Origin of the sequence: Bradyrhizobium sp. ISRA442 (genome assembly GCF_038085055.1) — a bacterium.
Lineage (GTDB): Bacteria > Pseudomonadota > Alphaproteobacteria > Rhizobiales > Xanthobacteraceae > Bradyrhizobium.
On sequence record NZ_JALGCN010000030.1, the window covers coordinates 70737 to 92980 of the forward strand.

Sequence of the window (22244 nt, forward strand, 5' to 3'; positions counted from 1 at the left end):
CAGAACGCCCCTCCAGAAAAAGGACGCGACCCGCCATGATGAGCCAGGAGCAGAACGACCTGATCACCCGCACCGGGCCAAGGGACCCCTGCGGCAAGCTGATGCGGAGCTATTGGCAGCCGGCGGCGCTGGTGGATGAGCTGGAGGGCGCGCGGCCGATCCGACCCGTCAAGCTGCTCGGCGAAAATCTGGTGCTGTTCCGCGACGAGCAGGGGCGCTACGGCTTGATCGACCGCCACTGCGCCCATCGCGGCGCCGACCTCGCCTTCGGCCGGCTCGAGCATGGCGGCCTGCGCTGCGCCTTCCATGGCTGGCTGTTCGACGCGACCGGCCAGTGCATCGAGACACCGGCAGAGCCGAAGGACTCAAAACTCTGCCAGAACATCCGCCAGCGCTCCTATCCCGTGATGGAGAAGGGCGGCATCCTCTGGGCTTATCTCGGCGAGGGAGAGCCGCCGGCATTCCCGGAGATCGACTGTTTTGTCGCCCCTGGCACGCACACCTTTGCCTTCAAGGGCCACATGGCCTGCAACTGGCTGCAGGCGCTGGAGGTCGGCATCGATCCCGCGCACGCCTCCTATCTGCACCGCTTCTTCGAGGATGAGGACACCTCGACCGCCTACGGCAAGCAGTTCCGCGGCGCCTCCGCAGGGTCCGACCTGCCGATGACGAAGATCCTGCGCGAGTACGACCGCCCGATCATCAATGTCGAGCACACCGAATACGGCCTGCGGCTGATTGCGCTGCGCGAGATCGACGACGAGCGCACCCACGTGCGCGTGACCAATCAGCTCTTCCCGCACGGCTTCGTCATCCCCATGAGCACGGAGATGACGATCACGCAGTGGCACGTACCGGTCGACGACGAGAACTGCTATTGGTACGCGATCTTCACCAGCTACACCAATCCCGTCGACAAGAAGAAGATGCGGGAACAGCGGCTCGAGCTCTATGAGCTGCCGGACTACACCTCGCGCAAGAACAAGAGCAACGAATACGGTTTCGATCCGCACGAGCAGCAGACCGCGACCTACACCGGCATGGGCACCGATATCAACGTGCACGACCAGTGGGCGGTGGAATCGATGGGCGCGATCCAGGACCGCACCAAGGAGCATCTCGGGCAGAGCGACAAGGCGATCGTGCTGTATCGCCGCCTGCTGCGGCAGGAGATCGAGAAGGTTGCAGGCGGCGAGAAGCCGATGCTGTTCCTGGACGAGGGCAACGCGCGCAGCATCCAGGGGCCGGCGACCATGGACGGCATCGGGCCGACGCGGGGCTGGGAAACCTACTGGATGGAGGTCGACGTCAAGCGCCGCCGCGGCGCGCCCTGGACTGCACCGGTGCCGAAGGAGATCGAAGGCAAGGTGCAGCATTTGACGGCGGCGGAGTGATGTCGTCTCCTGCCGCCGGGTCACAACGGAGGCTCATACGCTCCGCTGTCATGCCCCGCGAAGGCGGGGCATCCAGTACGCCGCGGCCTCTCGTGGACACGCTACCGTCTCTGGAATACTGGATCGTCCGCCTTCGCGGACGATGACAGCGTGGAATATGCTCTCACCGAGCAGGAAGGAGCAATCAAAGTGACTTTCGTCGCGCGTCATGGGTTGTGGTCGGATGAGCAGAAGGACGCGGCGACGCGGCTGAGCCGTATCGTCGAGGAGAAGAACCTCGAAGTCATCCGCCTCGCCTTCCCGGACCAGCACGGCATCTTGCGCGGCAAGACGATCATCGCCTCCGAGGCGATCGCCTCGCTGGAAAGCGGCTGCTCGATCACCACGACCATGCTCGCCAAGGACACCTCGCACCGCACGGTATTTCCGGTGTTCACCGCCGGCGGCGGCTTCGGCATGAAGGAGATGGAGGGCGCCGCCGACGTGCTGATGGTCGCCGATCCCACCACCTTCCGCGTGCTGCCCTGGGCGCCGACCACCGGCTGGCTGCTGTGCGACCTCTACTTCAGCGACGGCCGTCCAGTCCCGTTCGCAACGCGCGGGCTCTATCGCAAGGTGCTCGATGAGCTCGCAAGCCGCGGCTACGATTTCGTTGCGGGACTCGAGGTCGAATTCCACATTTTCAAGCTCGACGACGCGCACATGCGCGCCGAGGATGCCGGCCAGCCCGGCACGCCGCCCTCGGTGAGCCTGCTCAGCCACGGCTATCAATATCTCACCGAGCAGCGCTTCGATCAGATGGAGCCGGTGCTTGAGATCCTGCGCCGCGACATCGTCGCGCTCGGACTTCCCTTGCGCTCGGTCGAGGTCGAGTTCGGGCCGAGCCAGTGCGAGTTCACCTTCCAGCCGAAGAGGGGAATGGAGCCCGCCGACAACATGGTGCTGTTCCGGTCTGCCGTAAAGCAGATCGCGCGGCGGCACGGCTACCACGCCACCTTCATGTGCCGGCCGAAGCTGGCCAATCTGTTTGCGAGCGGCTGGCACCTGCACCAGTCGATCGTCTCGCGCGCTACGGCTGAGAACCTGTTCATGGCGAAGGGAGGCGCCGAGCCGCTGAGCGAATTCGGCCGCGCCTATCTCGCGGGCCTGCTCGACCATGCCCGCGCTGCGACCGTGTTCACGACGCCAACGATCAACGGCTACAAGCGCTACCGCTCCTATTCGCTGGCGCCGGACCGCGCGATCTGGGGCCGCGACAATCGCGGCGTGATGATCCGCGTACTCGGCGGGCCGAACGATGCCGCGACGCGCCTGGAAAACCGCGTCGGCGAACCCGCCGCCAATCCCTATCTCTACATGGCCTCGCAGGTCCTTTCCGGCCTCGATGGTGTCGACCGCAAGCTCGACCCTGGCCCGTCGGCCGATACGCCGTACGAGACCAAGGCCCCGCTGTTGCCGAAGAGCTTGCGCGACGCTGTCGCGGCACTGAAGGACGACCCGTTCTTCCGCGAGAAGTTGGGCGCCGAGTTCGTCGACTACTACACCCACATCAAGAACGCCGAGATCGACCGCTTCCTCGCCGAGGTGACCGACTGGGAGCACCGCGAATATTTCGAGATGTTCTGATTGTTGGCGGTCATTTCGGGGCGGTCCGCAGGACCGAGCCCGGCATGACAAGAGCACTTCACACCCCTGTGAGGCGACTTCGTCCCGCCTGTTCCGACGACATCACTACCCTCGCCGACGAAGCCATTTTCCCGATCCCGCGAAAACCGTCGGAAAGACTGGCGCGCTAGGCTGCATCCAAGTGATCAAACAGCGGAATTGGATCATGTGGGGTCATTTCTTCAGCCTGATTTACCGCCTGTCCTGCCGGACAACCCTGATTGAAATCGGCACGCATCGCCTGGCGCGCTAGTGTCGGCGCGATCTAGGCAAGACCCCACAATGTCGTCCTGGCGAGAGCCGGGACCTATTATCCCAGGGGGATGTTTGGCGAAGACCGGTCGTCCGGGACCTCCTTTCACGCCCGATCGATAGATTCCGCGGGATGGGTCCTCGCTTTCGCCAGGACGACACCGACTCGGTGGCGCAGCCGCACCGCTCCTCATTCAGCCGTAGTGCCCGGACTTGTCCCGGGGAATGTATGTCTCGCTTCCTCGCGGCCCACGCCTGATTAGCCGGGACAGGCCCGACCACAACGACGCGGAGAGCGAACTAAATCCCCAGATAGCGGTGCTGCAACTCCGGCTCGGCCATCAGCTCGCTCGATGTGCCGTTCCATACCGTCTTGCCGCGCTCGATGATGTAGTGGCGGTCGCAGATGCGGGCGAGGTGATCGACGTTCTTGTCGACCACGAGGATCGACTGCCCGCGCTTCTTGAGCAGCGACAGGCAATTCCAGATCTCCTCGCGGATCAGCGGTGCGAGGCCCTCGGTCGCTTCGTCCAGAATCAGGAGCTTTGGGTTGGTCATCAGCGCGCGGCCGATCGCGAGCATCTGCTGCTCGCCGCCGGAGAGTTGGTTGCCCATGTTGGAGGCGCGTTCGGCCAGCCGCGGAAACAAGGAGTAGATCGCGGCAAGCGTCCAGGGATTGTCGATGCCGAAGCGGTCGGCGGCGGCGGCAACCAGATTTTCGCGCACGCTGAGGTTCGGAAAGATTTGGCGCCCCTCGGGGACGAGACCGACGCCGAGCTTTGCGATCTTGTAGGACGGAAGCTGCCGCACGTCCGCACCCGCAAACCGGATCGCGCCGGCGCGCGCCGGCGTCAGGCCCATGATGGAGCGGATCGTGGTGGTCTTGCCCATGCCGTTGCGGCCCATCAGCGAGACCATCTCGCCCGGCTTGATGGACAGCGACAGGCCGAACAGCACCTGGGACAGGCCGTAGCAGGTCTCGATGCCGTCGACGTCGAGCAGCGTGTCAGCCAGCCGATCAATCATGACGCGTCACCACGTGCTGGTCGCCGAGATAGGCGCGCTTGACCTCCTCGTTCTGCCGGATCGCGGCCGGGTCGCCCGAGGCGATGACGCGGCCATAGACCAGCACCGAGATGCGATCGGCCAGCGCGAACACCGCCGGCATGTCGTGCTCGACCAGCACGATCGAGACCTCTTTACGCAGCTCCTGCAGCAGCTTCACCATGCGCTGGGATTCGGTGACACCCAGGCCCGCCATCGGCTCGTCCAGCAGCAGCAGTTTCGGCTTGCTGGCCAGCGCGACCGCAAGCTCGAGCTCGCGCCGCTCGCCGTGACTGAGCCGCGAGACCACGACGTCGGCGCGATGGGACAGACCGACGCGGTCGAGCGCGGCATGCGCAGCATCGCGCAGCCCCTTTTCCTTGCGCGCATTGGCGAAGAAGCGGAAGGACGTGCCGGCATGCGCTTGCGCCGCCAGCGCCACATTGTCGGCAGCAGTGAAATCGAGCAACAGCGAGGTGATCTGGAACGAGCGTGCAAGCCCCAGCGCGCAGCGGCGATACGCCGGCAGGTAAGTGATGTCGAGACCGCCGAGCGAGACCGTGCCGGCATGCGGGGCAAGGTGCCCGGTGAGCTGGCTGATCAGCGTGGTCTTGCCGGCGCCGTTGGGGCCGATGATGGCATGCAGTTCGCCGGCCGCGACGTCGAGCGACACGTTATCGGTTGCGGTGATGCCGCCGAAGCGGCGTACCAGCTTTTCGACCCGGAGCAGCGGTTCAGCCACGGCCAACCCTCCCGAGCAGGCCCATGATGCCGCCGCGCCCGAACAGCACGACGAGCAGCAATAGCGGGCCCATGATCAGCGCCCAATATTCGGTGACCTGCGACAGCAGCTCTTCGAGCACGAGATAGACCACTGCGCCCATCACCGGGCCGAACAGCGTGCCCATGCCGCCGAGGATCACCATCACCATGAGGTCGCCGGAGCGGGTCCAGTACATCACGGCGGGGCTGACGAAGTCGGTGTTGTTGGCGAGCAGCGCGCCGGCGAGCCCGCACATGGTGCCCGATATCACGAAGCAGACGAGCTGATAGCGTTTCGCCGGAAAGCCGATCGCCTGCATGCGCTGCTCGTTGGAGCGCAGCCCCTGCACCACGAGGCCGAAGCGCGAATTGACGACGCGCCAGATCAGGAAGATCACGCCAAGGAGACACGCGACGCAGAGATAGTAGAACTGCACGCGGTCGGAGAGATTGACCAGGCCGGAGAAGTCGCTGCGCTTGTAGACGGTGAGGCCGTCGTCGCCGCCGTAACGCGCAAGGCCCGAGGCGACGTAATAGGCCATCTGCGCAAAGGCCAGCGTGATCATGATGAAATAGACGCCGCGGGTTCGCAAGCTGAGCGCACCGATCACGAGTGCGAACAACGCGGACGCGGCGAGCGCGACCGGAAACTGGACGAAGCCGGAGCCGACGCCTTCCTGCGCCAGAATGCCCACGGCATAGCCGCCGATACCGAGATAGGCGGCGTGGCCGAAGCTCATCATGCCGCCATAGCCCATGATCAGGTTGAGGCTCGCAGCCGCCAGCGCCAGGATGACGATGCGTGTGAACAGCGTCAGGATGAAGATGTTGCCGGAGAGCGACGAATAGAGAGGCAACAGCACGAGGCCCGCCAGCATCAGGGCCGTGACGGCCTTGCTCACGCTCAAACCCTTCATCGACGGTTGGCCGGAAACAGCCCCTCCGGCCGCACCACCAGCACGATTGCCATCAAGAGATAGATCAGCATCGAGGACAGCGCCGGCGCGGCGGTGGAGGCCGCGGTCGAGCTCAGCACCTGGCGCAACAGGTTGGGCAGGAAGGCGCGGCCGAGCGTGTCGATCATACCGACGAAGATCGCGGCAAGGAACGCGCCGCGGATCGAGCCGATGCCGCCGATCACGATGATGACGAAGGCGAGAATCAGGATGTTCTCGCCCATGCCGATCTGCACAGTGAGGATCGGCGCCTGCATCAGGCCCGCGAGGCCCGCGAGCGCCGCACCGAGGCCGAAGACCAGCGTGTAGAGCAGCTTGATGTTGATACCGAGCGCGCCGATCATCTCGCGATTGGAGGCACCGGCGCGGATCAGCATGCCGATGCGGGTGCGCATCACGCCGAGATAGAGCAGCAGCGCAACGAGCAACGCAACCACGATGATCGCGACGCGGTAGGCCGGATAGTAGATGCCGGGCAGAAGCTGCACCGGCACGGTGAGCCAGGCCGGCAGCGGCAGCGCGAGCCCGGCGGGACCCCAGATCAACCGCACGGCCTCGTTGAAGAACAGGATCAGGCCGAAAGTCGCGAGCACGTGGTCGAGATGGTCGCGGCCGTAGAGATGCCGCAGCGCCGTCACTTCGAGCACGATGCCGAGCAGCAGCGTCGCGCCGAGCGCCATCAGCGCGCCGAGCACGAAGCTGCCGGTCCAGGCGACGAAGGTCGCTGCGAAATAGGCACCCATCATATAAAGCGAGCCGTGCGCGAGGTTGACGAGATCCATGATCCCGAACACCAGCGTCAGCCCGGCGGCAAGCAGGAACAGCAGCAGGCCGAATTGCAATCCGTTCAAGAACTGTTCGACGACGAGCAGCATCAAAACTCTTTCAGGCGCACGCAGCGTCGCGCCGATGTTCGAACACGGTCGCCATCAGTGAAAGAGCTCCCCCCGCCTCTTCAAGGCCGAAAAATGGGTAATGGCAGTATCGTTCCGAGGCAAGAGCGATTCTGCGCCAGACATGCACTTTGTTGCATCTCGGTGCCTGCAGCCGAGCGGCAATGCAGGAAAGTTGCCACGCTGAATGGGTCAACCTGCCGCACCGGCCTGCCTCCAGAACTGAGCGGTTGGTGTTGAACGGTCAGGTTGCTGACGGCGCCGGCCTGCAACTCTTCGGCTATGGCCGAAAGCAAGAGATGCGCGTGATCGGCACGGTGACGCCAACGAACGCGGTGCGATGCACCTCCATTCGAGGCGCGTGATCACCCCTCCCCGCAAGGAGGAGAGGTTGAGAGCATGCCCTTTAGGAACGGAAGAGGATCCGCCTAATGCGATGTCATCTGGTGAGGGAAATCATCCGGCTCGGCCATGACGGTGTCCACGGTGGAAGCTTCCAGCGCAGCCATCCGGAACAGATAGGCGAGCGTTGTCAGTCCGGAGTCCTCCGCCATTTGTGCAAGCTCGAGCGCCATGTCGGACATGTAGCCGAGGTTCTCGTCCCTGGTCTGCGCCATGATCTGGCTGTCCCGCATCATGTCCGACATCTCAGGCGGTCTTTCGTTGCGCCGCGGCGAGGCCGCAGCCGTTGGCAAGGGCGATGGCGTCGAGGCGCGGACCATCCTGTTGGATGACATGCGTCATCCCGATGCGATTCCGCACGATGTCGAGGGACTCCTGACGAACCTCGATCGTTGCAGCCATAGTCCAGGAGTCCTCGATCAGGGACGGCAGTCCGAGGGGTGTCACGACGAATCCGATGTCGTGGAAACGCGGCAACCACCACGTCTCCATGACCAGGCAGAGACGCTCGATGCCCTGGCTGAGACAGAACTCCTGCGCTGACGCCATGAGCCGCAGGTTGAGCGCGCCGTCGCGGCGATCGCGCGCGACGAAAAAGCGGGACCATTCCCAGACCAGCGGATCCACGGGGCAGCCGCGCACCGCGGCGAGATGCGGGAACACCTCGCTCATCATCGTCGGCTTGGTGGTGGGATAGAGCCGGTAGCCGCCGAGCACGCGGCGATCCTCCAGGGCGAGGAAGTAGATCGCGTCCTCGTTGTCGTAGACGTCGATCTCGCGGCCGTCGGGCTTGCGCAGCGCCTCCCACTTCCGCTCCTCGACGAAAATCTCGTGCCTTACCCGGAAGTGCTGCTCGATGACGTCTTCATAGAGGTGCCGATTGGTGGCGGAAATCACATGAATCATGGAGTCCCCCATTGCTTGAAATGGAGGAAGCCTCGGAGAAAAACGCCGCGACGACTATTGGGAAATTTCCCAGTAGGCGGACAGCCTCAGGGATTGATGATTCTGTGGCGGATCGCGATCGCGACCGCATGCGTCCGGTTGACCGCCCCGAGCTTGCGCGCGGCGGTTGCAAGATGCTCCTCCGCCGTACGCTGCCTGATGTCCAGGATCTCGCCGATCTCCCAAGCCGACTTGCCTTGCGCGGCCCAGGCAATCACCTCGCGCTCGCGGGGCGTGAGCCGCGTCGAGGGATGGGGTGCGGGATCCAGCAGGCGGCGGATGTGGTCGAACCCGTACATCGCCATCAGATGCAGCGCCGGCTTGCTGCGCGCATTGAGGTCGAGATGGACACCCGCGAGCGAGACGCCGGCCTCATAGCCGGTCAGCCCGTGGATCGGCACGACGAAGCCGCGGGACATGCGGAAATCGGCGGCCCGCCGCATCACCTCCACGGCGCCAGGCTCGAGCTCCGCATCATAAGGCGCCTCCGACCATTCGAACGGATTCACCGTCTGCCGGCATTTGCGGATGACGGGGTCGACGCGGTCGTAGTTTCTCTCAGTGTAAATGTCGAACCATTCCACCGGCCAGCGCTTGGCAAGCACCATCTGGGAGAAGCGCTGATCGGGATTCGGCAGACCGGTTACGATGATGTGCTCGAAGCCGTATCGGCCGAAGGCCATTGCGAGTGCATCCATGGCGTCAGGAACCCTGCTGTAGGCTCCCAGACCCTCGATGAAGTCGAGCGCTTCCCGACCATATTCAACGGCGGACATCGGTGCGTTTCCCGTCCCTTGCCGCTCGCTATAGCACGACTTTGGGGGACGCCTCAATTCGCCGCCACCGTAGTTTCACGGAGCGCTACACGCTCCGAAGATTTAATCTACTTGTGGAGGAATCGGCATCAAGATACAGCTTGAATGTCCGAAGCGGGAAACCACGATGGAAGATGAGAACATCGCCCTCAACAGCGTGCTCGGCCTGGAACTCAACCGCGTGTTTTTCGCCGTTCGCGAGACGGCAAACAAACAGAAGATCGTCGAGTTCGCGCGCGCGGTGCTGGAAAGCGAACGCGCCAGGCTGCCCGACAGCGCTTCGCCCGAGGGACCGGCGAGCTGAGGCATGCCGTTGCTGCAAAAGCGTACGAACGGGCGTGCGCCGTCATTCCATTCGAACTTGCCTTTTTTAGTCGAAACAATCTGACCGCGAAGCTTCTCCGTCGTTGTCATCGGCGAGTGAGCTGCGCTCTCACTTACCCTCCCCTGGAGGGGGAGGGTGAAGCGTCGCCCTCCCGTCCGTATTGACAGGCATTTGCCGCTGGAAGTCCTCGCATCGCTCGTGAGATGATCGCCGTCGCGATCGCCTTTCGGGATGTCCAGGACATGATGACGCTGCGCCAGGTCGAAGTGATCCGTGCCGTGATGGTGACGGGCACCATCGGCGGCGCGGCGAAGCTGCTCAACGTGTCCGCGCCGGGCATCAGCCGGCTGGTCAAATACACCGAGCGCTCGCTCGGCATCCGCTTCTTCCAGCGCCAGAACGGCCGCTACTTCCCGACGCCGGAGGCTGAGAACATTTTTGAGCAGATCAACGGCGTCTACAAGAAGGTCGATGATCTCTCCGAGATCATCTCCAAGATCGGACGCGGCGGATTGTCCGAACTGCGCATCGGCTCGGTGCCGAGCATCTCCCAGGTGATGGTGCCGCGCGCGATCGAGCGCGTCCGGCGCCGCTATCCGGATCTCGGCATCGACATCAACATCCTCAAGCTCGAGGAGGCCATCGACTATCTCCTGCTCGGCCGCGGCGAGTGCGTGGCGATGAGCTACCGGCTCGAGCATTCCGGTCTCGACTTCATGCCGCTCGCCTCCGGCGAGCTCTATTGCATCGTGCCGCCCGGCCACGAGCTCGCGGGGCGCAAGCAGGTTTCGGCTGCCGAGATCACCCGTTATCCGCTGATCGGCATCGACCCGAACGACCCTTACGGGCGGATCATGGCCGAGATCTTCGCGCGCAACCGGCTCGACTACAACATCACCATCCGCGCACGTTTCGGTACCACCGTCTGCGCGCTGGTGAAGGCGGGCCTCGGCATCGCCATCATCGACCAATTCACGGTGGCCCATGGCGGCTACCCCGGAATCGAGCTGTTGAAGATCACCGAGCCGACGCGGTTCGATACCTACATCGCGGTGAAGCGCGGCGCGCCGCTGTCGCTCCATGTCGAATATTTCATCGAGGCGCTGCGCGCCGAGATGCGCGCGGTCGAGCCCTCCCGCAGCAACGGAAAGGGTGGAGCGGTGCGCGGCCGGCGAAAATAACACTATGTTAGGTTTGTCGGATAAATGGGTAATTGTGTTAGCTGAGGGAAAGTCTATCGTCGCACTTGGAATTGCGCGGATTTCCCCGCTAATGGCCGGGAAAGAACGCCCCTCACCAGACGATAGTGGATCATGTCGAAGCGCGGCCCCGCCACCAGCAAGAAGCTCCTCACCGGCCTGCTCGGCGCACCGATCGCGCATTCCGCCTCCCCCGCCATGCACGAGCGCGCCGCCGAGGCGCTCGGCTGGCGCGGCCATTACCAGCTCATCGAGATCGCCGGCGCCGATGCCGCACAGCTCAGCACTTTGCTCGAGGGCGTGCGCCGTCTCGGCTTTGCCGGCATCAACGTCACCTATCCCTACAAGGAGGCGGTGGTCCCGCTGCTCGACGAGCTGGCACCGGGCGCCGCCGCCATGGGCGCGGTCAACACCGTCGTTGTCCGGGACGGCCGGCTGATCGGCCACAACACCGACACCACGGGCTTTGCCCGCGCCGTTGCGCCGCTGCTGGCGCCATCCGGCAACGCGGTCGCCGTGATCGGCGCCGGCGGCGTCGGCAAGGCGATCGCTTTCGCACTGGCGAGCCTGGAGGTGGCCGACATCCGCATTTTCGACAGCGAGCCCGCGCGCGCCGAAACGCTCGCCTCGCTGCTTGCCCCACGCGCGGGCGCCAGGGTGGCTGGAAGCGTCGAGGATGCGCTTGATGGCGCAACCGGCCTCGTCAACGGCACGCCGGTCGGCATGCTGCCGAACCGGGGTATTCCGGTCCCGGCCACGCTGCTGCACGAAAAATTGTGGGTCGCTGACGCCGTCTATTCGCCGCTGATCACGCCGCTGCTGGCGGCAGCCCAGGCCAAGGGCGCGCGGATCATGACCGGACGCGAGCTCGCGATCTACCAGGCGGCCGACGCCTTCGAGCTGTTCACGGGCCTTGCCCCATCGACCGAAGTCATGGGACAGGCTTTCGACGAGGTGATGGCGGCCCGAAGCTCAGCCTATTACGCAGCGTAACCCGAGCGGCCGGACACAAGGCTGCCGACGACATCAAGTGAAACGGGAGGAGAGACGATGAAATCGACCATTCTGGCGGGCGCCTTGTTTGCCTTTGCCGCAGCAACCAGCGCCCATGGCCAGGCGATCAAGCTTGCCGACGTCGCCGAGCTTTCGGGCGGCGGCGCCACCGTCGGCACCAATTGGAAGAACGGCATTGATCTTGCGATCGAGGAGATCAATGCCAAGGGCGGCGTGCTCGGCCGCAAGTTAGAGGTCACCCACGCCGACTCGCAATCCAACCCCGGCGTCGCCCGCGCCCAGGTGCAGAAAGCGCTCGACGCCGAGCCCTATGTGCTGCTCGGGCCCGGCTATTCCGGCTCGGTGAAGGTGACCGCGCCGCTGGCGGCGGAGGCCGGCATCGCCCAGATCATGGGCGGCGAGGCCGCCGAGCTGACGCAGGCCGGCAACAAATTCCTGTTCCGCACCTCGTTCGGCCAACAATCCTCGATGCCGAAGGTCGCGAAATACATCCACGACGAGATGAAGGCGAAGACGGTCGCGGTGGTCTGGGTCAACAATGACTTCGGCCGCGGCGGGCGCGACGTCATCGTCAAGGAGCTCGACCGCCTCGGCTCCAAGGTCGTCGCCGACCTCTCGACCGAAGCCGGCCAGGCCGACTTCGCCGCCGACGTCGGCAAGATCAAGGCCGCCAATCCCGACGCCGTCTTTGTCTACCTGAACGAGGAGGAAAGCGCGCGCATCCTTAAAGAGCTGAAGCGACAGGGCGTCACTGCGCCGCTGATGGGCGAGACCACGCTGATCGGCCAGAAGGTGATCGAACTCGCGGGCGACGCCGCCAACGGCGCGCGCGGCCATGTCGGCCTCACCACCGACGCACCGGTCGACCTGATCAAGGCGTTCCGCGACAAGTTTTCCAAGAAGTATAATTACGTGCCGGACCACAACGGTCTGAAGGGCTACCTCGCCGTCTACATGATCAAAACCACCACCGAGAAGATGGGCAAGGTCGATTCCAAGGCTTTCGCCGACACGCTGCACGGATTGACGATCAAGGCCGCGGATGAGCCGGGCATCCTGATGGACGTCACGTTCGATCAGAACGGCGACATCGATCGCCAGAGCTTTCTGGTCGAGGTCGTGGAAGGCAAGCAGGTCGTGAAGCAGGTTCTGCCGAAGCTGAAGTGAGGTCCTGCCCTTCTCCCTCTCCCCGCTCTTCGCGGGGAGAGGGTTGGGGTGAGGGGCCGCTTCCGCGGTCACGGTGACAGTTGAATTCGCGAGGAGAGCCCCTCACCCCACCCTCTCCCCGTAAGAACGGGGGAGAGGGAGTGATAGGCCTGAATTCGCGTCGACCCAATTCGATCGGGCTCTAACGAAAAGAGAACCCCATGTCCAATCTGTTCGATCTTCTGGTCGCGGGGCTCGCCACAGGCGCAATCTATGCGCTGGTGGCCGTCGGCTTCACGCTGCTCTGGCAGACCTCGCAGACCATCAACTTCGCGCAAGGCGAGTTCGTGATGCTGCCGGCTTTCCTGATGCTGGCGGCGATGCATGTCGGCGCGCCGTTCTGGCTCGCCATCATCCTCGGCATCCTGCTCTCGATGATCCTGCTCGGCCTCGCCTTCAAGCTGCTGCTGGTCGATCCCATGATGCGCCACGGCGTGCTGCCGCTTGCGATCGCCACCATGGCGCTGGCGATCGGCATCAAGGAAGCCGTGAAGCAGTTCTTCAGCGCCGAGGCCTCGTCGTTTCCCTCGATCGTGCCGACCGGCGACATCTCGGTGCTCGGTCACGCGGTCTCCCTGCAAAGCATCGGCGTGCTCGCCGTCGCCATCCTCGCCGTCTTCGGTCTGACCACGCTTTTGAACCGCACTTCGCTCGGCCACCAGATGCAGGCGGCGGCGCAGAATCCAACGGTCGCACGCATCATCGGCGTTCCCGTCGAGCGGATGATCCTCCTGACTTTCCTGATCAACGCTTTCCTGGTGGCGCTGGCTTCGCTTTTGATCACACCGATCTATCTGGCTAAATTCTCCTCCGGCGAGGTGCTGGGCCAGGCCGCCTTCATCGCCGCCATCGTCGGCGGCTTCAACCAGGTGCGCGGCGCCATCGCCGGCGGCCTGTTGATAGGCGTGCTCGACAATCTCGCAGCCGCCTACGTGTCGACCCAGTATCGTGCGGCCGTGCCGCTGATCTTCCTCATCGTCGTCATCCTGTTCCGGCCGCAAGGATTGCTCGGCCGCGCCGAGGAGCGCACGGTATGAGCGGATTTGGCAAGCCTCTGAAGATCGCGCTCGCCCTCGCCGTCATCGCGGCGCTGATCGTGGTCCCCATGAACTTCAATCGCTACGGCCTGTTCATCCTGAGCCAGTGGGCCGTGATGACCATCGCCGCGATGGGGCTGAACCTCACGCTCGGCTATGCCGGCCAGGTCTCGCTGGCACAGGGCGCCTTCGTAGGCATCGGCGCCTATGCCGCGGCGATCATGACGACGCATGGCTGGCCGCTGCCGGCCGCGATCGTCGTCGCGATTGCCTTAAGCTTCGCGGTCGGCTGGGTGCTCGGCTATCCGGCACTGCGCGTGCAGCACCACTATCTCGCCTTCGTCACGCTCGCCTTCTCCACCCTCGCCTTCCTGGTGTTTCGCAACGAGAGCTGGCTCACCGGCGGCATCTATGGCATTTCCAATATTCCGCGGCCGCACATTTTCGGGCTCGCGACCAACAAGCCGCTGCCCTTCTATTATGTCTGCCTCGGCTCGCTCGCACTCGTGTCGATCGCGGTGTGGTGGCTGATCCGCTCGCCCTGGGGCCGCGCTTTCATGGCGCTGCGTGAAAATCCGCTGCGCGCGCAGTCGCTCGGCGTCGACACGCGGCGCTACACGCTGATGGCCTTTGCCATCGGCTCGGCGCTCGGCGGCGTCGCCGGTGCGCTCTACGCGCCGCTGACGCAATATATCGATCCCGTGCCGTTCAACCTGTCGCTCTCGCTCGACCTGTTGATGATGGTGATCGTCGGTGGCGCCGGCTTCTACTTCGGCCCCTTCCTGGGGGCGATGATCGCGGTGCTGCTGCCGGAATGGCTGCGCTTCACCGAAGGCTACTATTTGATGCTCTACGCCGTCGCGGTGATGCTGCTGCTGATCTGGTCGCCGACCGGCATCCTGGGAATCCTCGATCGTTACCTCGCCGCGCGCCGCACCAAGGCAGCCTCTGCACTGCGCGCCGTCGCGAAATCACGACTGGAGACGGCGCAATGAGTCCGGTTCTCGAAGTCACCAACATCAAGAAGAATTTTGGCGGCATCAGCGCCGTCGACGGCGTCAGCTTCGACGTGCGCGAGGGCGAGATCCTCGGCCTGATCGGGCCGAACGGCTGCGGCAAGTCGACCCTGTTCAACTGCATCCTGGGCCAGCTCACACCGAGCAGCGGCGAGGTCAAGCTCGACGGCAAGACAGTGACGGGCTTGCGACCCGCCGAGCTCAACAAGCTCGGGGTCAGCCGCACCTTCCAGCTCCTGCAGGTCTTCCCAAAGCTCTCGGTGCGCGAAAACCTGATCCTTGCGGGCCAGGAGCATCAGGGTAACATGGCTTCGCGCCTGGTCGGCCGCTCCGATGCGGGATTGACCGGCGCAGCGGACCAGATGATCGGCTTCTTCAAGCTCGATCATCTCGCCGCCGAGCCGGCCGGCGGCCTCTCCTACGGCCAGCAGAAGCTGCTCGACGCCGCCATGGCCTTCATGGGCGGACCGCGCCTGGTGCTGCTCGACGAGCCCGCCGGCGGCGTCAATCCGTCGATGCTGGCCGACCTGAAGGACCGGCTGGTCGCGATCAACCGCGAGAAGAACGCCACCTTCGTCGTGATCGAGCACAACATGGAATTCGTGATGTCGCTGTGCTCGCGCGTGATGGTGATGGCGGAGGGCAAGGTACTGGCGATGGGACGGCCGGACGAAGTCCGCAAGAACCCCGCCGTGATCGAAGCCTATCTGGGTCATTGAGGGAGCGAGCCATGAGCGACCCGATCCTCTCCGTTCAGAATCTTGTCGGCGGCTACGGCAAGATGACCATCCTGAACGGCACGACATTCTCCGTGCCGCAGGCGACCATCACCACCATCATCGGCCCGAACGGCGCCGGCAAGTCGACGGTGTTCAAGGCGATCTTCGGCCTGTTGAAGCTGCGCGAGGGCAAGATCAGCTTCGCCGATCGCGATGTGACTAACTTGGGCCAGCGCGCGCTGCTCAATGCCGGCATCTGCTACGTGCCGCAGGGGCGCAACATCTTCCCCGAGTTGTCGGTGCGACATAACATCGAGCTCGGCGGCGTCGCGGCGAAGGGCATCGACCTGCAGAGGCGGATCGAGGCCGTGCTCGACCCGTTTCCGGCACTGCGGCGGAAGTCCACGCAGCAGGCCTCGACATTGTCGGGCGGCGAGCAGAAGCAGCTCGAGATCGCGCGCTCGCTCCTGCTCGAGCCAAAACTCGTGCTGATCGACGAGCCCTCGATCGGGCTGTCGCCGCTGATGGTGCAACAGACCTTCGATATCCTCAAATCTCTGCGCGACCGCGGCATCACCATCCTGATGATCGAGCAGAACGCGCGCTCGGCGCTGGAGATCTCCGATTTCGGCATCGTCTTGGAGCTCGGCCAGACCCGCATGGTCGACAAGGCCGAACGCATCCTGAATGATCCCCGCATCGGCCAGCTCTTCCTCGGCGGCGTCATGGAGGAGAGCGCCGCATGAGCGCGAAAATGCGCATCGCCGTTGCCGGTGCCGGCCTGATCGGCCGCCGCCATGTCGAATTGATCGAGGCATCAAGGGATTGCGCGCTGGCCAGCATTGCCGATCCTTCACCTGGCGCAAAGGACTACGCGGAGGCACGTGATGTGCCCTGGTATGCGGACCATCGCGCGCTGCTGGAGCAGGAGAAGCCCGACGGCCTCATCATCGCCTCGCCCAACACGCTGCACCTGCCGATGGCGCTCGATTGCGCGGCGGAGGGCGTGCCGGCGCTGATCGAAAAGCCGGTGACGGAGAATGTTGCCGCCGCGCAGCGCCTCTGCGCCGCGGTCAAGCGGATCGGCGTGCCGATGCTGGTCGGCCATCATCGCCGGCACAATCCGATCATCAAGGCCGCGCGCGAGGCCGTCGCGACCGGCCGCCTCGGCCGGCTCACCGCCGTGGTCGGACTGTGGCTCCTGAAGAAGCCGGACGACTATTTTGGGGTGGCCTGGCGACGCGAAGCGGGCGGCGGGCCGCTTCTCATTAATCTCATCCACGACATCGACAACCTCCGCTTCATCTGCGGCGAGATTTCCGAGGTCCAGGCGCTGACCTCGAACGGGGTCCGTGGCTTTCCCGTCGAAGACACCGCCGCTCTGCTGCTGCGCTTCGCCAATGGGGCGCTTGGAACGGTGACGGTGTCCGATGCGACGCCGGCGCCGTGGAGCTGGGAGCTGAGCTCGGGCGAAAACGCGGTGTATCCGAAGCAGGATCAGCCCTGTTACGTCTTTGCCGGCACGAGCGGCTCGCTGTCGGTGCCGACCATGGAGCTGTGGTCCTATCCGAGCAATCCCGGCTGGCACGCACCTCTGTCGCGCGAGACGATCGCACCGCGGGCGTTCGACCCTCTGGTCGAGCAGCTCCGTCACTTCTGCGCGGTGATCGCGGACCGTGAACAGCCGCTGATCACGATCGAAGATGCAATGGGAACGCTGGCCGTCGTCGAGGCCGTCAGCGAGGCCGCCCGCACGGGACTCACCGTAGCGCCGGGCAGGATCATGGAGCAGGCAGCATGAACAAACGTTCGATCGCGACAGTCTCCCTCTCCGGCGCTCTCGATGAAAAGCTCCGTGCCATCGCCGCGGCCGGCTTCGATGCAGTCGAGATTTTCGAGAACGACCTGTTGTCGTTCGGCGCAAGCCCGCGCGAGATCGCAAAACTCTGCCGCGATCTCAATCTTGGGATCTGTGCGTTCCAGCCGTTCCGCGATTTCGAGGGCATGCCGGAGCCGCAACGCGCGCGCAATTTTGCCCGCGCCGAACGCAAGTTCGACCTGATGCAGGAACTCGGGACCGATCTGCTGCTGATCTGCTCCAACGTCTCCCCTAGCTCGCTCGGCGGCATCGACCGCGCGGCGGACGATTTTCGCGAGCTCGGCGAACGCGCCGCGAAGCGCTCCTTGCGCGTCGGGTACGAGGCGCTCGCCTGGGGACGGCATGTCAACGACTACCGCGACGCCTGGGAGATCGTGCGGCGCGCCGATCATCCCGCAATCGGCGTCATCCTCGACAGCTTTCACGCCTTGGCGCCCGGCTTTCCAACCCGCGCGATGGCCTCGATCCCCGGCGACAAGATTTTTCTGGTGCAGCTCGCCGATGCGCCGAGGCTCGAGCTCGACATCCTGTCCTGGAGCCGCCATTTCCGCTCCTTTCCGGGCCAAGGCGATCTGCCGGTCGGCGAGTTCATGGAGGCGATCGCGGCGACCGGCTATGCCGGCCCGCTGTCACTGGAGATCTTCAACGACCAGTTCCGCGCCGGCTCGGCCGCACAGACCGCGATCGACGGCCTACGGTCGTTGATCCTGCTGCAGGATCAGCTCGCGGAGAAGTGGCCTAAGGCTTCCGACAGGTCGCTTACACCAAGAGCCGTGAGCCACGGCACCGGCTTCGTCGAGTTCGCGGTCAACGAGACCAAGGCGGGCGATCTTGCCCGCCTGTTCGCGCAGCTCGGCTTCCGCAAGACCGGCAAGCATCGCAGCAAGGCGGTGGAGCGCTGGTCGCAGGGCAAGGTCGAGCTCGTGATCAATTGCGAGACCGACGGCTTTGCGCATTCCCACTACGTCACGCACGGACCCGGCGTCTGCGCCATCGCGCTCGACGTCGATGATGCCGGCCGCGCCATGGCGCGCGCGGAGGCGCTGAAGGCGCGCGCCTTCTACCAGCCGGTCGGGCCGGGCGAGCTGGAGATTCCGGCGATCCACGGCGTTGGCGGCAGCCTTTTGTATTTCCTCGATCAGGCCGGCCGGAACTGGGACACGGATTTCGAGCCGGTCGCGAGCAATGCAGACAAAGACGCGCTGCTGGCCGTCGATCACATCGCGCAGTCGATGCCCTATGACGAGATGCTGTCCTGGCTGTTGTTCTACACCGGCATTCTCGACCTGACGCGGCTGCCGCAGATGGAGATCGCCGATCCCAGGGGTCTCGTGCAGAGCCAGGCCGTCATCAATGGCGACCAGAGCCTGCGCTTCGTGCTCAACGGCTCCTCCGCCAACCGCACGCTGCCGGCGCGGTTCATCTCGGAGTTCTTTGGCTCAGGCGTGCAGCATGTCGCGTTCTCATGCGAGGACATCTTCGCAACGGTCGCAGCGATGCGCGCGCGCGGCGCCGAGTTCCTGGATATTCCGGACAACTACTACGATGATATCGAAGCCAAATACGACCTTGGGCCGGAAGTCATGGCGAAACTCCGCGCCAATCACATCCTCTACGACCGCGAGGGCGACGGCGAGTTCTTCCAGGTCTACACCCACATCTTCGATGAGCGCTTCTTCTTCGAGATCGTGGAGCGACGGGACTATCAGGGATTCGGTGCAGCCAACGCCGGCATCCGCCTCGCCGCGCAGGCCCGCGAGGTGCGCCCCGCAAGTATGCCGCGGGTGTGAGTTTCTTCCCCTCTCCCCTTGTGGGAGAGGGTGGCTCGCCGCGAAGCGGCGAGACGGGTGAGGGGTCTCTCTCCGCGCGCGCAACTCTCGCAGAGAGTTTGCGGAAGCCCCCCTCATCCGGCGCTTCGCGCCACCTTCTCCCACAAGGGGAGAAGGGAACGCAGCTCGTTCGTGGCTAATTCAGCTCACTTCATCGGGCACTTGTCGTGGAAGCGATCCTGATCGTTCTCGACGATGGTGGCGACCGTCTTCAGCGAGAGCTGGCCTTCGGCGTCCTTGACCACGTCCTGCAGATAGAAGCTCTGCACCGGGATATGGTTTTTGCCGTATTTGAACGCGCCGCGCAGCGACTTGAAGTTGGCCTTCTCCATCTCGGCCTTCATCGCGTCCTTCTTGCTGGTGTCGCCCTTCACGGCGACCACCGCGCTGTTGATGAGCTGGGCGGCGTCATAGCTCTGGGCGCCGTAATAGGTCGGGCGCAGACCGGTGTACTTCTTGCGATAATCGGCGACGAAGCGCTTGTTCTGCTCGTTGGGGAGGTCGTTGACCCATTCCTGCGCGCCGGGCACGCCCAGCGCGTTCTCCTTCTGCAGCGGCAGCGACAGCTCGTCGACGGTGAAGGCGGTGTAGAGCGGCATCGTGTTCTTGAGGCCGGCCTGCACATACTGGTTGAGGAACTGCACGCCGGCCGCGCCGGGATAGAACACGAAGATCGACTCGGCGCCGGAGGCTCGCGCCTTGGAGAGCTCGGCGGAGAAGTCGAGCTGGCTCGGCCAGACCGTGTATTCCTCGCCCTTGATCTCGCCCTTGAAGGTGCTCTTCACGCCCGCGAGCATGTCCTTGCCGGCGGCGTAGTTCGGCCCGATCAGGAACACGCTCTTGACGCCCTTCTGGTTCATGTAGAGGCCCATCGCCTGCGGCGTCTGGTCGTTCTGCCAGGAGGTCGAGAACACGTAAGGCGAGCACAGCTCGCCGGCGAGCTGCGACGGACCGGCATTGGCTGAGATCATGAAGGTCTTCGAGTCGACCGCCGTCTTCAGCGAAGCCAGCAGCACGTTGGACCAGATGTAGCCGACGATGAAATCGACTTTGTCGGACTGCACCAGCTTCTCGGTCTTCTGCTTGCCGACATCCGGCTTCTGCTGATCGTCCTCGTAGATCACCTCGACCGGCTTGCCGTCCATCTTGCGCCCGAGATGATCGAGCGCGAGCTCGAACGAGTTGCGCATGTCGTTGCCGATCACGGCGGTCGGGCCGCTGAAGGTCGAAACGAAGCCGATCTTGATGGTGTCGCCGGCGACTGCCGGGCTTGCCAGCGCGAGCGCAGCCGCGCCCGCCAGCCAGAATGCCGTCCTCATAGTCACTCCCCTCCTCATTTATTAATCCCGGAGACGAGGTGATCGCCGCCCCCGGGTCTGTCTCTATTGAACGCAAAATCTGTCGAGCCGCCAATGGCTCAGCCCCTGCCCTGCACCATATTTCGCCCCAATCGGGGATGGCAAGAAATATAATTCTACTCACTTCGGCGAAGGCTGCGGCGCTTTTTCGCGGACCTCGATACATGCCGTCTATTCGCCGATTGATGAAGGCTATTGGACCACTGCGCCCGATCCGCTCTTAAATAAAGTAAGAGACCAGCGAGATTCGAGGGCGCATCCATGACCACGACACCCCATCGCGTCGTCATCGTCGGAGCCGGCTTTGGCGGGCTGGAGACGACCTACCGGCTCGCAGGCAGCCCGGTCGCGATCACGCTGATCGACCGCCGCAACCACCATCTGTTTCAGCCGCTGCTCTATCAGGTCGCGACCGCCTCGCTCGCGACCAGCGAGATCGCCTGGCCGGTCCGCCATCTCATGCGCGACAGGCCTGAGGTGACGACGCTGTTTGCGACTGTGAGCGGCGTCGATGCGGCACGGCGCTGCGTGCTGATCGACGACGGCAGCGAGGTGCCCTACGACACGCTCGTGCTCGCGACCGGCGCGCGCCACGCCTATTTCGGCCACGACGAATGGGAGCAATGGGCGCCCGGCCTGAAGACGCTGGAGGACGGGACCACGCTGCGCCGGCACATCCTGGTGGCGTTCGAGCGCGCCGAGCGCGAGACCGACCCCGCGCGGCGCGCGGCCCGGCTCACTTTCGTCATCATCGGCGCCGGTCCCACCGGCGTCGAGCTCGCCGGCACCATCGCCGAGATGGCGCATCACACGCTACCTAAGGACTTCCGCAACATCGATACGCGGAAAGCACGCGTCGTGCTGATCGAGGCGGGTCCGCGCGTGCTGGCCGGCTTCGCCGACGATCTCTCCGCCTACGCGCAGGCCTCGCTGGAAAAGATCGGTGTCGAGGTCGTGCTGGGACAGGCGGTCACCGAGATCGACCGTGATGGCGTGGTCTATGGTGGGCAGCGCCTGAATGCCAAGACCAGGATCTGGGCCGCCGGCGTGCGCGCCTCACCCGCCGCCGAGTGGCTGGGCGCGCCGGCCGATCGCGCCGGACGCGTGCAGGTCGAAGCCGACCTGACGATCCCCGGTCATCCCGAAATCTTCGCGATCGGCGACACCGTCAGCATCAATGCGTGGGAGGGCAAGCCGGTGCCCGGCATCGCGCCGGCCGCCAAGCAGCAGGGGCGTCATGTCGCCGAGACCATCAAGGCGCGCCTGCGCGGCCAAGCGACCGGTCCGTTCCGCTACAAGCACGCCGGCAGCCTGGCGCAGATCGGCAAGCGGCTCGCGGTGATCGACTTCGGCCGCATCAAGCTGCGCGGCACGATCGCATGGTGGATCTGGGGCATCGCCCACATCTACTTCCTGATCGGCCTGCGCCATCGCCTCAGTGTCGCGCTTAGCTGGCTCTGGATCTACGCCCGCGACCAGCGCGCCGCGCGCCTGATCACGCAGGGCAGCAGCAAGGTGGTGGGGTAGAGGGATC

At 64.5% G+C, this 22244-nt stretch carries 21 protein-coding genes; 13 read left to right on the top strand and 8 right to left on the bottom strand.

What is annotated here, in order from left to right:
* Positions 1–35 precede the first annotated feature (35 nt).
* A complete protein-coding gene (locus MTR72_RS36475) occupies positions 36–1394 on the top strand; it encodes an aromatic ring-hydroxylating dioxygenase subunit alpha (protein WP_280967114.1) in 1359 nt (452 codons plus the stop codon).
* Between the two features lie 189 nt (positions 1395–1583).
* On the top strand, positions 1584–3020 hold the full coding sequence (locus MTR72_RS36480; RefSeq protein ID WP_280971147.1) for a glutamine synthetase family protein: 1437 nt from the start codon (positions 1584–1586) through the stop codon (positions 3018–3020).
* Positions 3021–3611: 591 nt separating this feature from the next.
* Here the strand turns inward: MTR72_RS36480 and MTR72_RS36485 are convergent.
* The 7 genes from MTR72_RS36485 to MTR72_RS36515 form a co-directional block, all read right to left on the bottom strand.
* On the bottom strand, positions 3612–4337 hold the full coding sequence (locus MTR72_RS36485; protein ID WP_280967115.1) for an ABC transporter ATP-binding protein: 726 nt from the start codon (positions 4335–4337) through the stop codon (positions 3612–3614).
* On the bottom strand, positions 4330–5097 hold the full coding sequence (locus tag MTR72_RS36490; protein WP_280967116.1) for an ABC transporter ATP-binding protein: 768 nt from the start codon (positions 5095–5097) through the stop codon (positions 4330–4332). The genes MTR72_RS36485 and MTR72_RS36490 overlap by 8 nt, the downstream gene beginning before the upstream one ends.
* Positions 5090–6034 carry a branched-chain amino acid ABC transporter permease gene (locus MTR72_RS36495; protein WP_280967117.1) on the bottom strand — a complete coding sequence of 315 codons (945 nt, stop codon included), beginning with the start codon at positions 6032–6034 and terminating at the stop codon, positions 5090–5092. The genes MTR72_RS36490 and MTR72_RS36495 overlap by 8 nt, the downstream gene beginning before the upstream one ends.
* A complete protein-coding gene (locus tag MTR72_RS36500; protein WP_341512036.1) occupies positions 6031–6948 on the bottom strand; it encodes a branched-chain amino acid ABC transporter permease in 918 nt (305 codons plus the stop codon). Before MTR72_RS36500 ends, MTR72_RS36495 begins: the two co-directional genes overlap by 4 nt.
* 446 nt (positions 6949–7394) lie before the next feature.
* Entirely contained in the window at positions 7395–7613 is a 219-nt protein-coding gene (locus MTR72_RS36505; protein WP_341512037.1) for a hypothetical protein, read from the bottom strand.
* A gap of 1 nt (position 7614) precedes the next feature.
* Positions 7615–8274 carry an acyl-homoserine-lactone synthase gene (locus MTR72_RS36510; protein ID WP_280967120.1) on the bottom strand — a complete coding sequence of 220 codons (660 nt, stop codon included), beginning with the start codon at positions 8272–8274 and terminating at the stop codon, positions 7615–7617.
* A gap of 86 nt (positions 8275–8360) precedes the next feature.
* Positions 8361–9089: a helix-turn-helix transcriptional regulator gene (locus MTR72_RS36515; protein ID WP_341512038.1), complete on the bottom strand. Its 729-nt coding sequence runs from the start codon at positions 9087–9089 to the stop codon at positions 8361–8363.
* Between the two features lie 166 nt (positions 9090–9255).
* On the opposite strand from MTR72_RS36515, the gene MTR72_RS36520 reads away from it, so the two are divergent.
* From MTR72_RS36520 to MTR72_RS36565, 10 genes are all read left to right on the top strand, one after another.
* Positions 9256–9432, top strand: coding sequence for a hypothetical protein (locus MTR72_RS36520; RefSeq protein WP_280967122.1), 177 nt, complete (start codon positions 9256–9258; stop codon positions 9430–9432).
* 263 nt (positions 9433–9695) lie between these two features.
* Complete coding sequence (locus MTR72_RS36525; RefSeq protein WP_280971148.1) at positions 9696–10634, top strand: LysR family transcriptional regulator; 939 nt, start codon at positions 9696–9698, stop codon at positions 10632–10634.
* Between the two features lie 132 nt (positions 10635–10766).
* Positions 10767–11645 carry a shikimate dehydrogenase gene (locus MTR72_RS36530; RefSeq protein ID WP_280967123.1) on the top strand — a complete coding sequence of 293 codons (879 nt, stop codon included), beginning with the start codon at positions 10767–10769 and terminating at the stop codon, positions 11643–11645.
* A gap of 57 nt (positions 11646–11702) precedes the next feature.
* The gene (locus MTR72_RS36535) at positions 11703–12833 is read left to right on the top strand and encodes an ABC transporter substrate-binding protein (RefSeq protein ID WP_341512039.1); all 1131 of its coding nucleotides are present in this window, start codon (positions 11703–11705) and stop codon (positions 12831–12833) included.
* Positions 12834–13033: 200 nt separating this feature from the next.
* Entirely contained in the window at positions 13034–13909 is an 876-nt protein-coding gene (locus tag MTR72_RS36540) for a branched-chain amino acid ABC transporter permease (protein ID WP_280967125.1), read from the top strand.
* Positions 13906–14904: a branched-chain amino acid ABC transporter permease gene (locus tag MTR72_RS36545; protein WP_280967126.1), complete on the top strand. Its 999-nt coding sequence runs from the start codon at positions 13906–13908 to the stop codon at positions 14902–14904. The genes MTR72_RS36540 and MTR72_RS36545 overlap by 4 nt, the downstream gene beginning before the upstream one ends.
* Positions 14901–15644 carry an ABC transporter ATP-binding protein gene (locus MTR72_RS36550; protein WP_280967127.1) on the top strand — a complete coding sequence of 248 codons (744 nt, stop codon included), beginning with the start codon at positions 14901–14903 and terminating at the stop codon, positions 15642–15644. The genes MTR72_RS36545 and MTR72_RS36550 overlap by 4 nt, the downstream gene beginning before the upstream one ends.
* Positions 15645–15655: 11 nt before the next feature.
* Positions 15656–16390, top strand: coding sequence for an ABC transporter ATP-binding protein (locus tag MTR72_RS36555; protein WP_341512040.1), 735 nt, complete (start codon positions 15656–15658; stop codon positions 16388–16390).
* A complete protein-coding gene (locus MTR72_RS36560) occupies positions 16387–17445 on the top strand; it encodes a Gfo/Idh/MocA family protein (protein WP_280967129.1) in 1059 nt (352 codons plus the stop codon). Before MTR72_RS36555 ends, MTR72_RS36560 begins: the two co-directional genes overlap by 4 nt.
* On the top strand, positions 17442–19313 hold the full coding sequence (locus MTR72_RS36565) for a bifunctional sugar phosphate isomerase/epimerase/4-hydroxyphenylpyruvate dioxygenase family protein (protein ID WP_341512041.1): 1872 nt from the start codon (positions 17442–17444) through the stop codon (positions 19311–19313). Before MTR72_RS36560 ends, MTR72_RS36565 begins: the two co-directional genes overlap by 4 nt.
* 185 nt (positions 19314–19498) lie before the next feature.
* Here the strand turns inward: MTR72_RS36565 and MTR72_RS36570 are convergent, their stop codons facing one another.
* Entirely contained in the window at positions 19499–20671 is a 1173-nt protein-coding gene (locus MTR72_RS36570; protein WP_280967131.1) for an ABC transporter substrate-binding protein, read from the bottom strand.
* A 300-nt stretch (positions 20672–20971) separates the two neighbouring features.
* On the opposite strand from MTR72_RS36570, the gene MTR72_RS36575 reads away from it, so the two are divergent.
* On the top strand, positions 20972–22237 hold the full coding sequence (locus MTR72_RS36575) for an NAD(P)/FAD-dependent oxidoreductase (RefSeq protein WP_280967132.1): 1266 nt from the start codon (positions 20972–20974) through the stop codon (positions 22235–22237).
* Positions 22238–22244 lie beyond the last annotated feature (7 nt).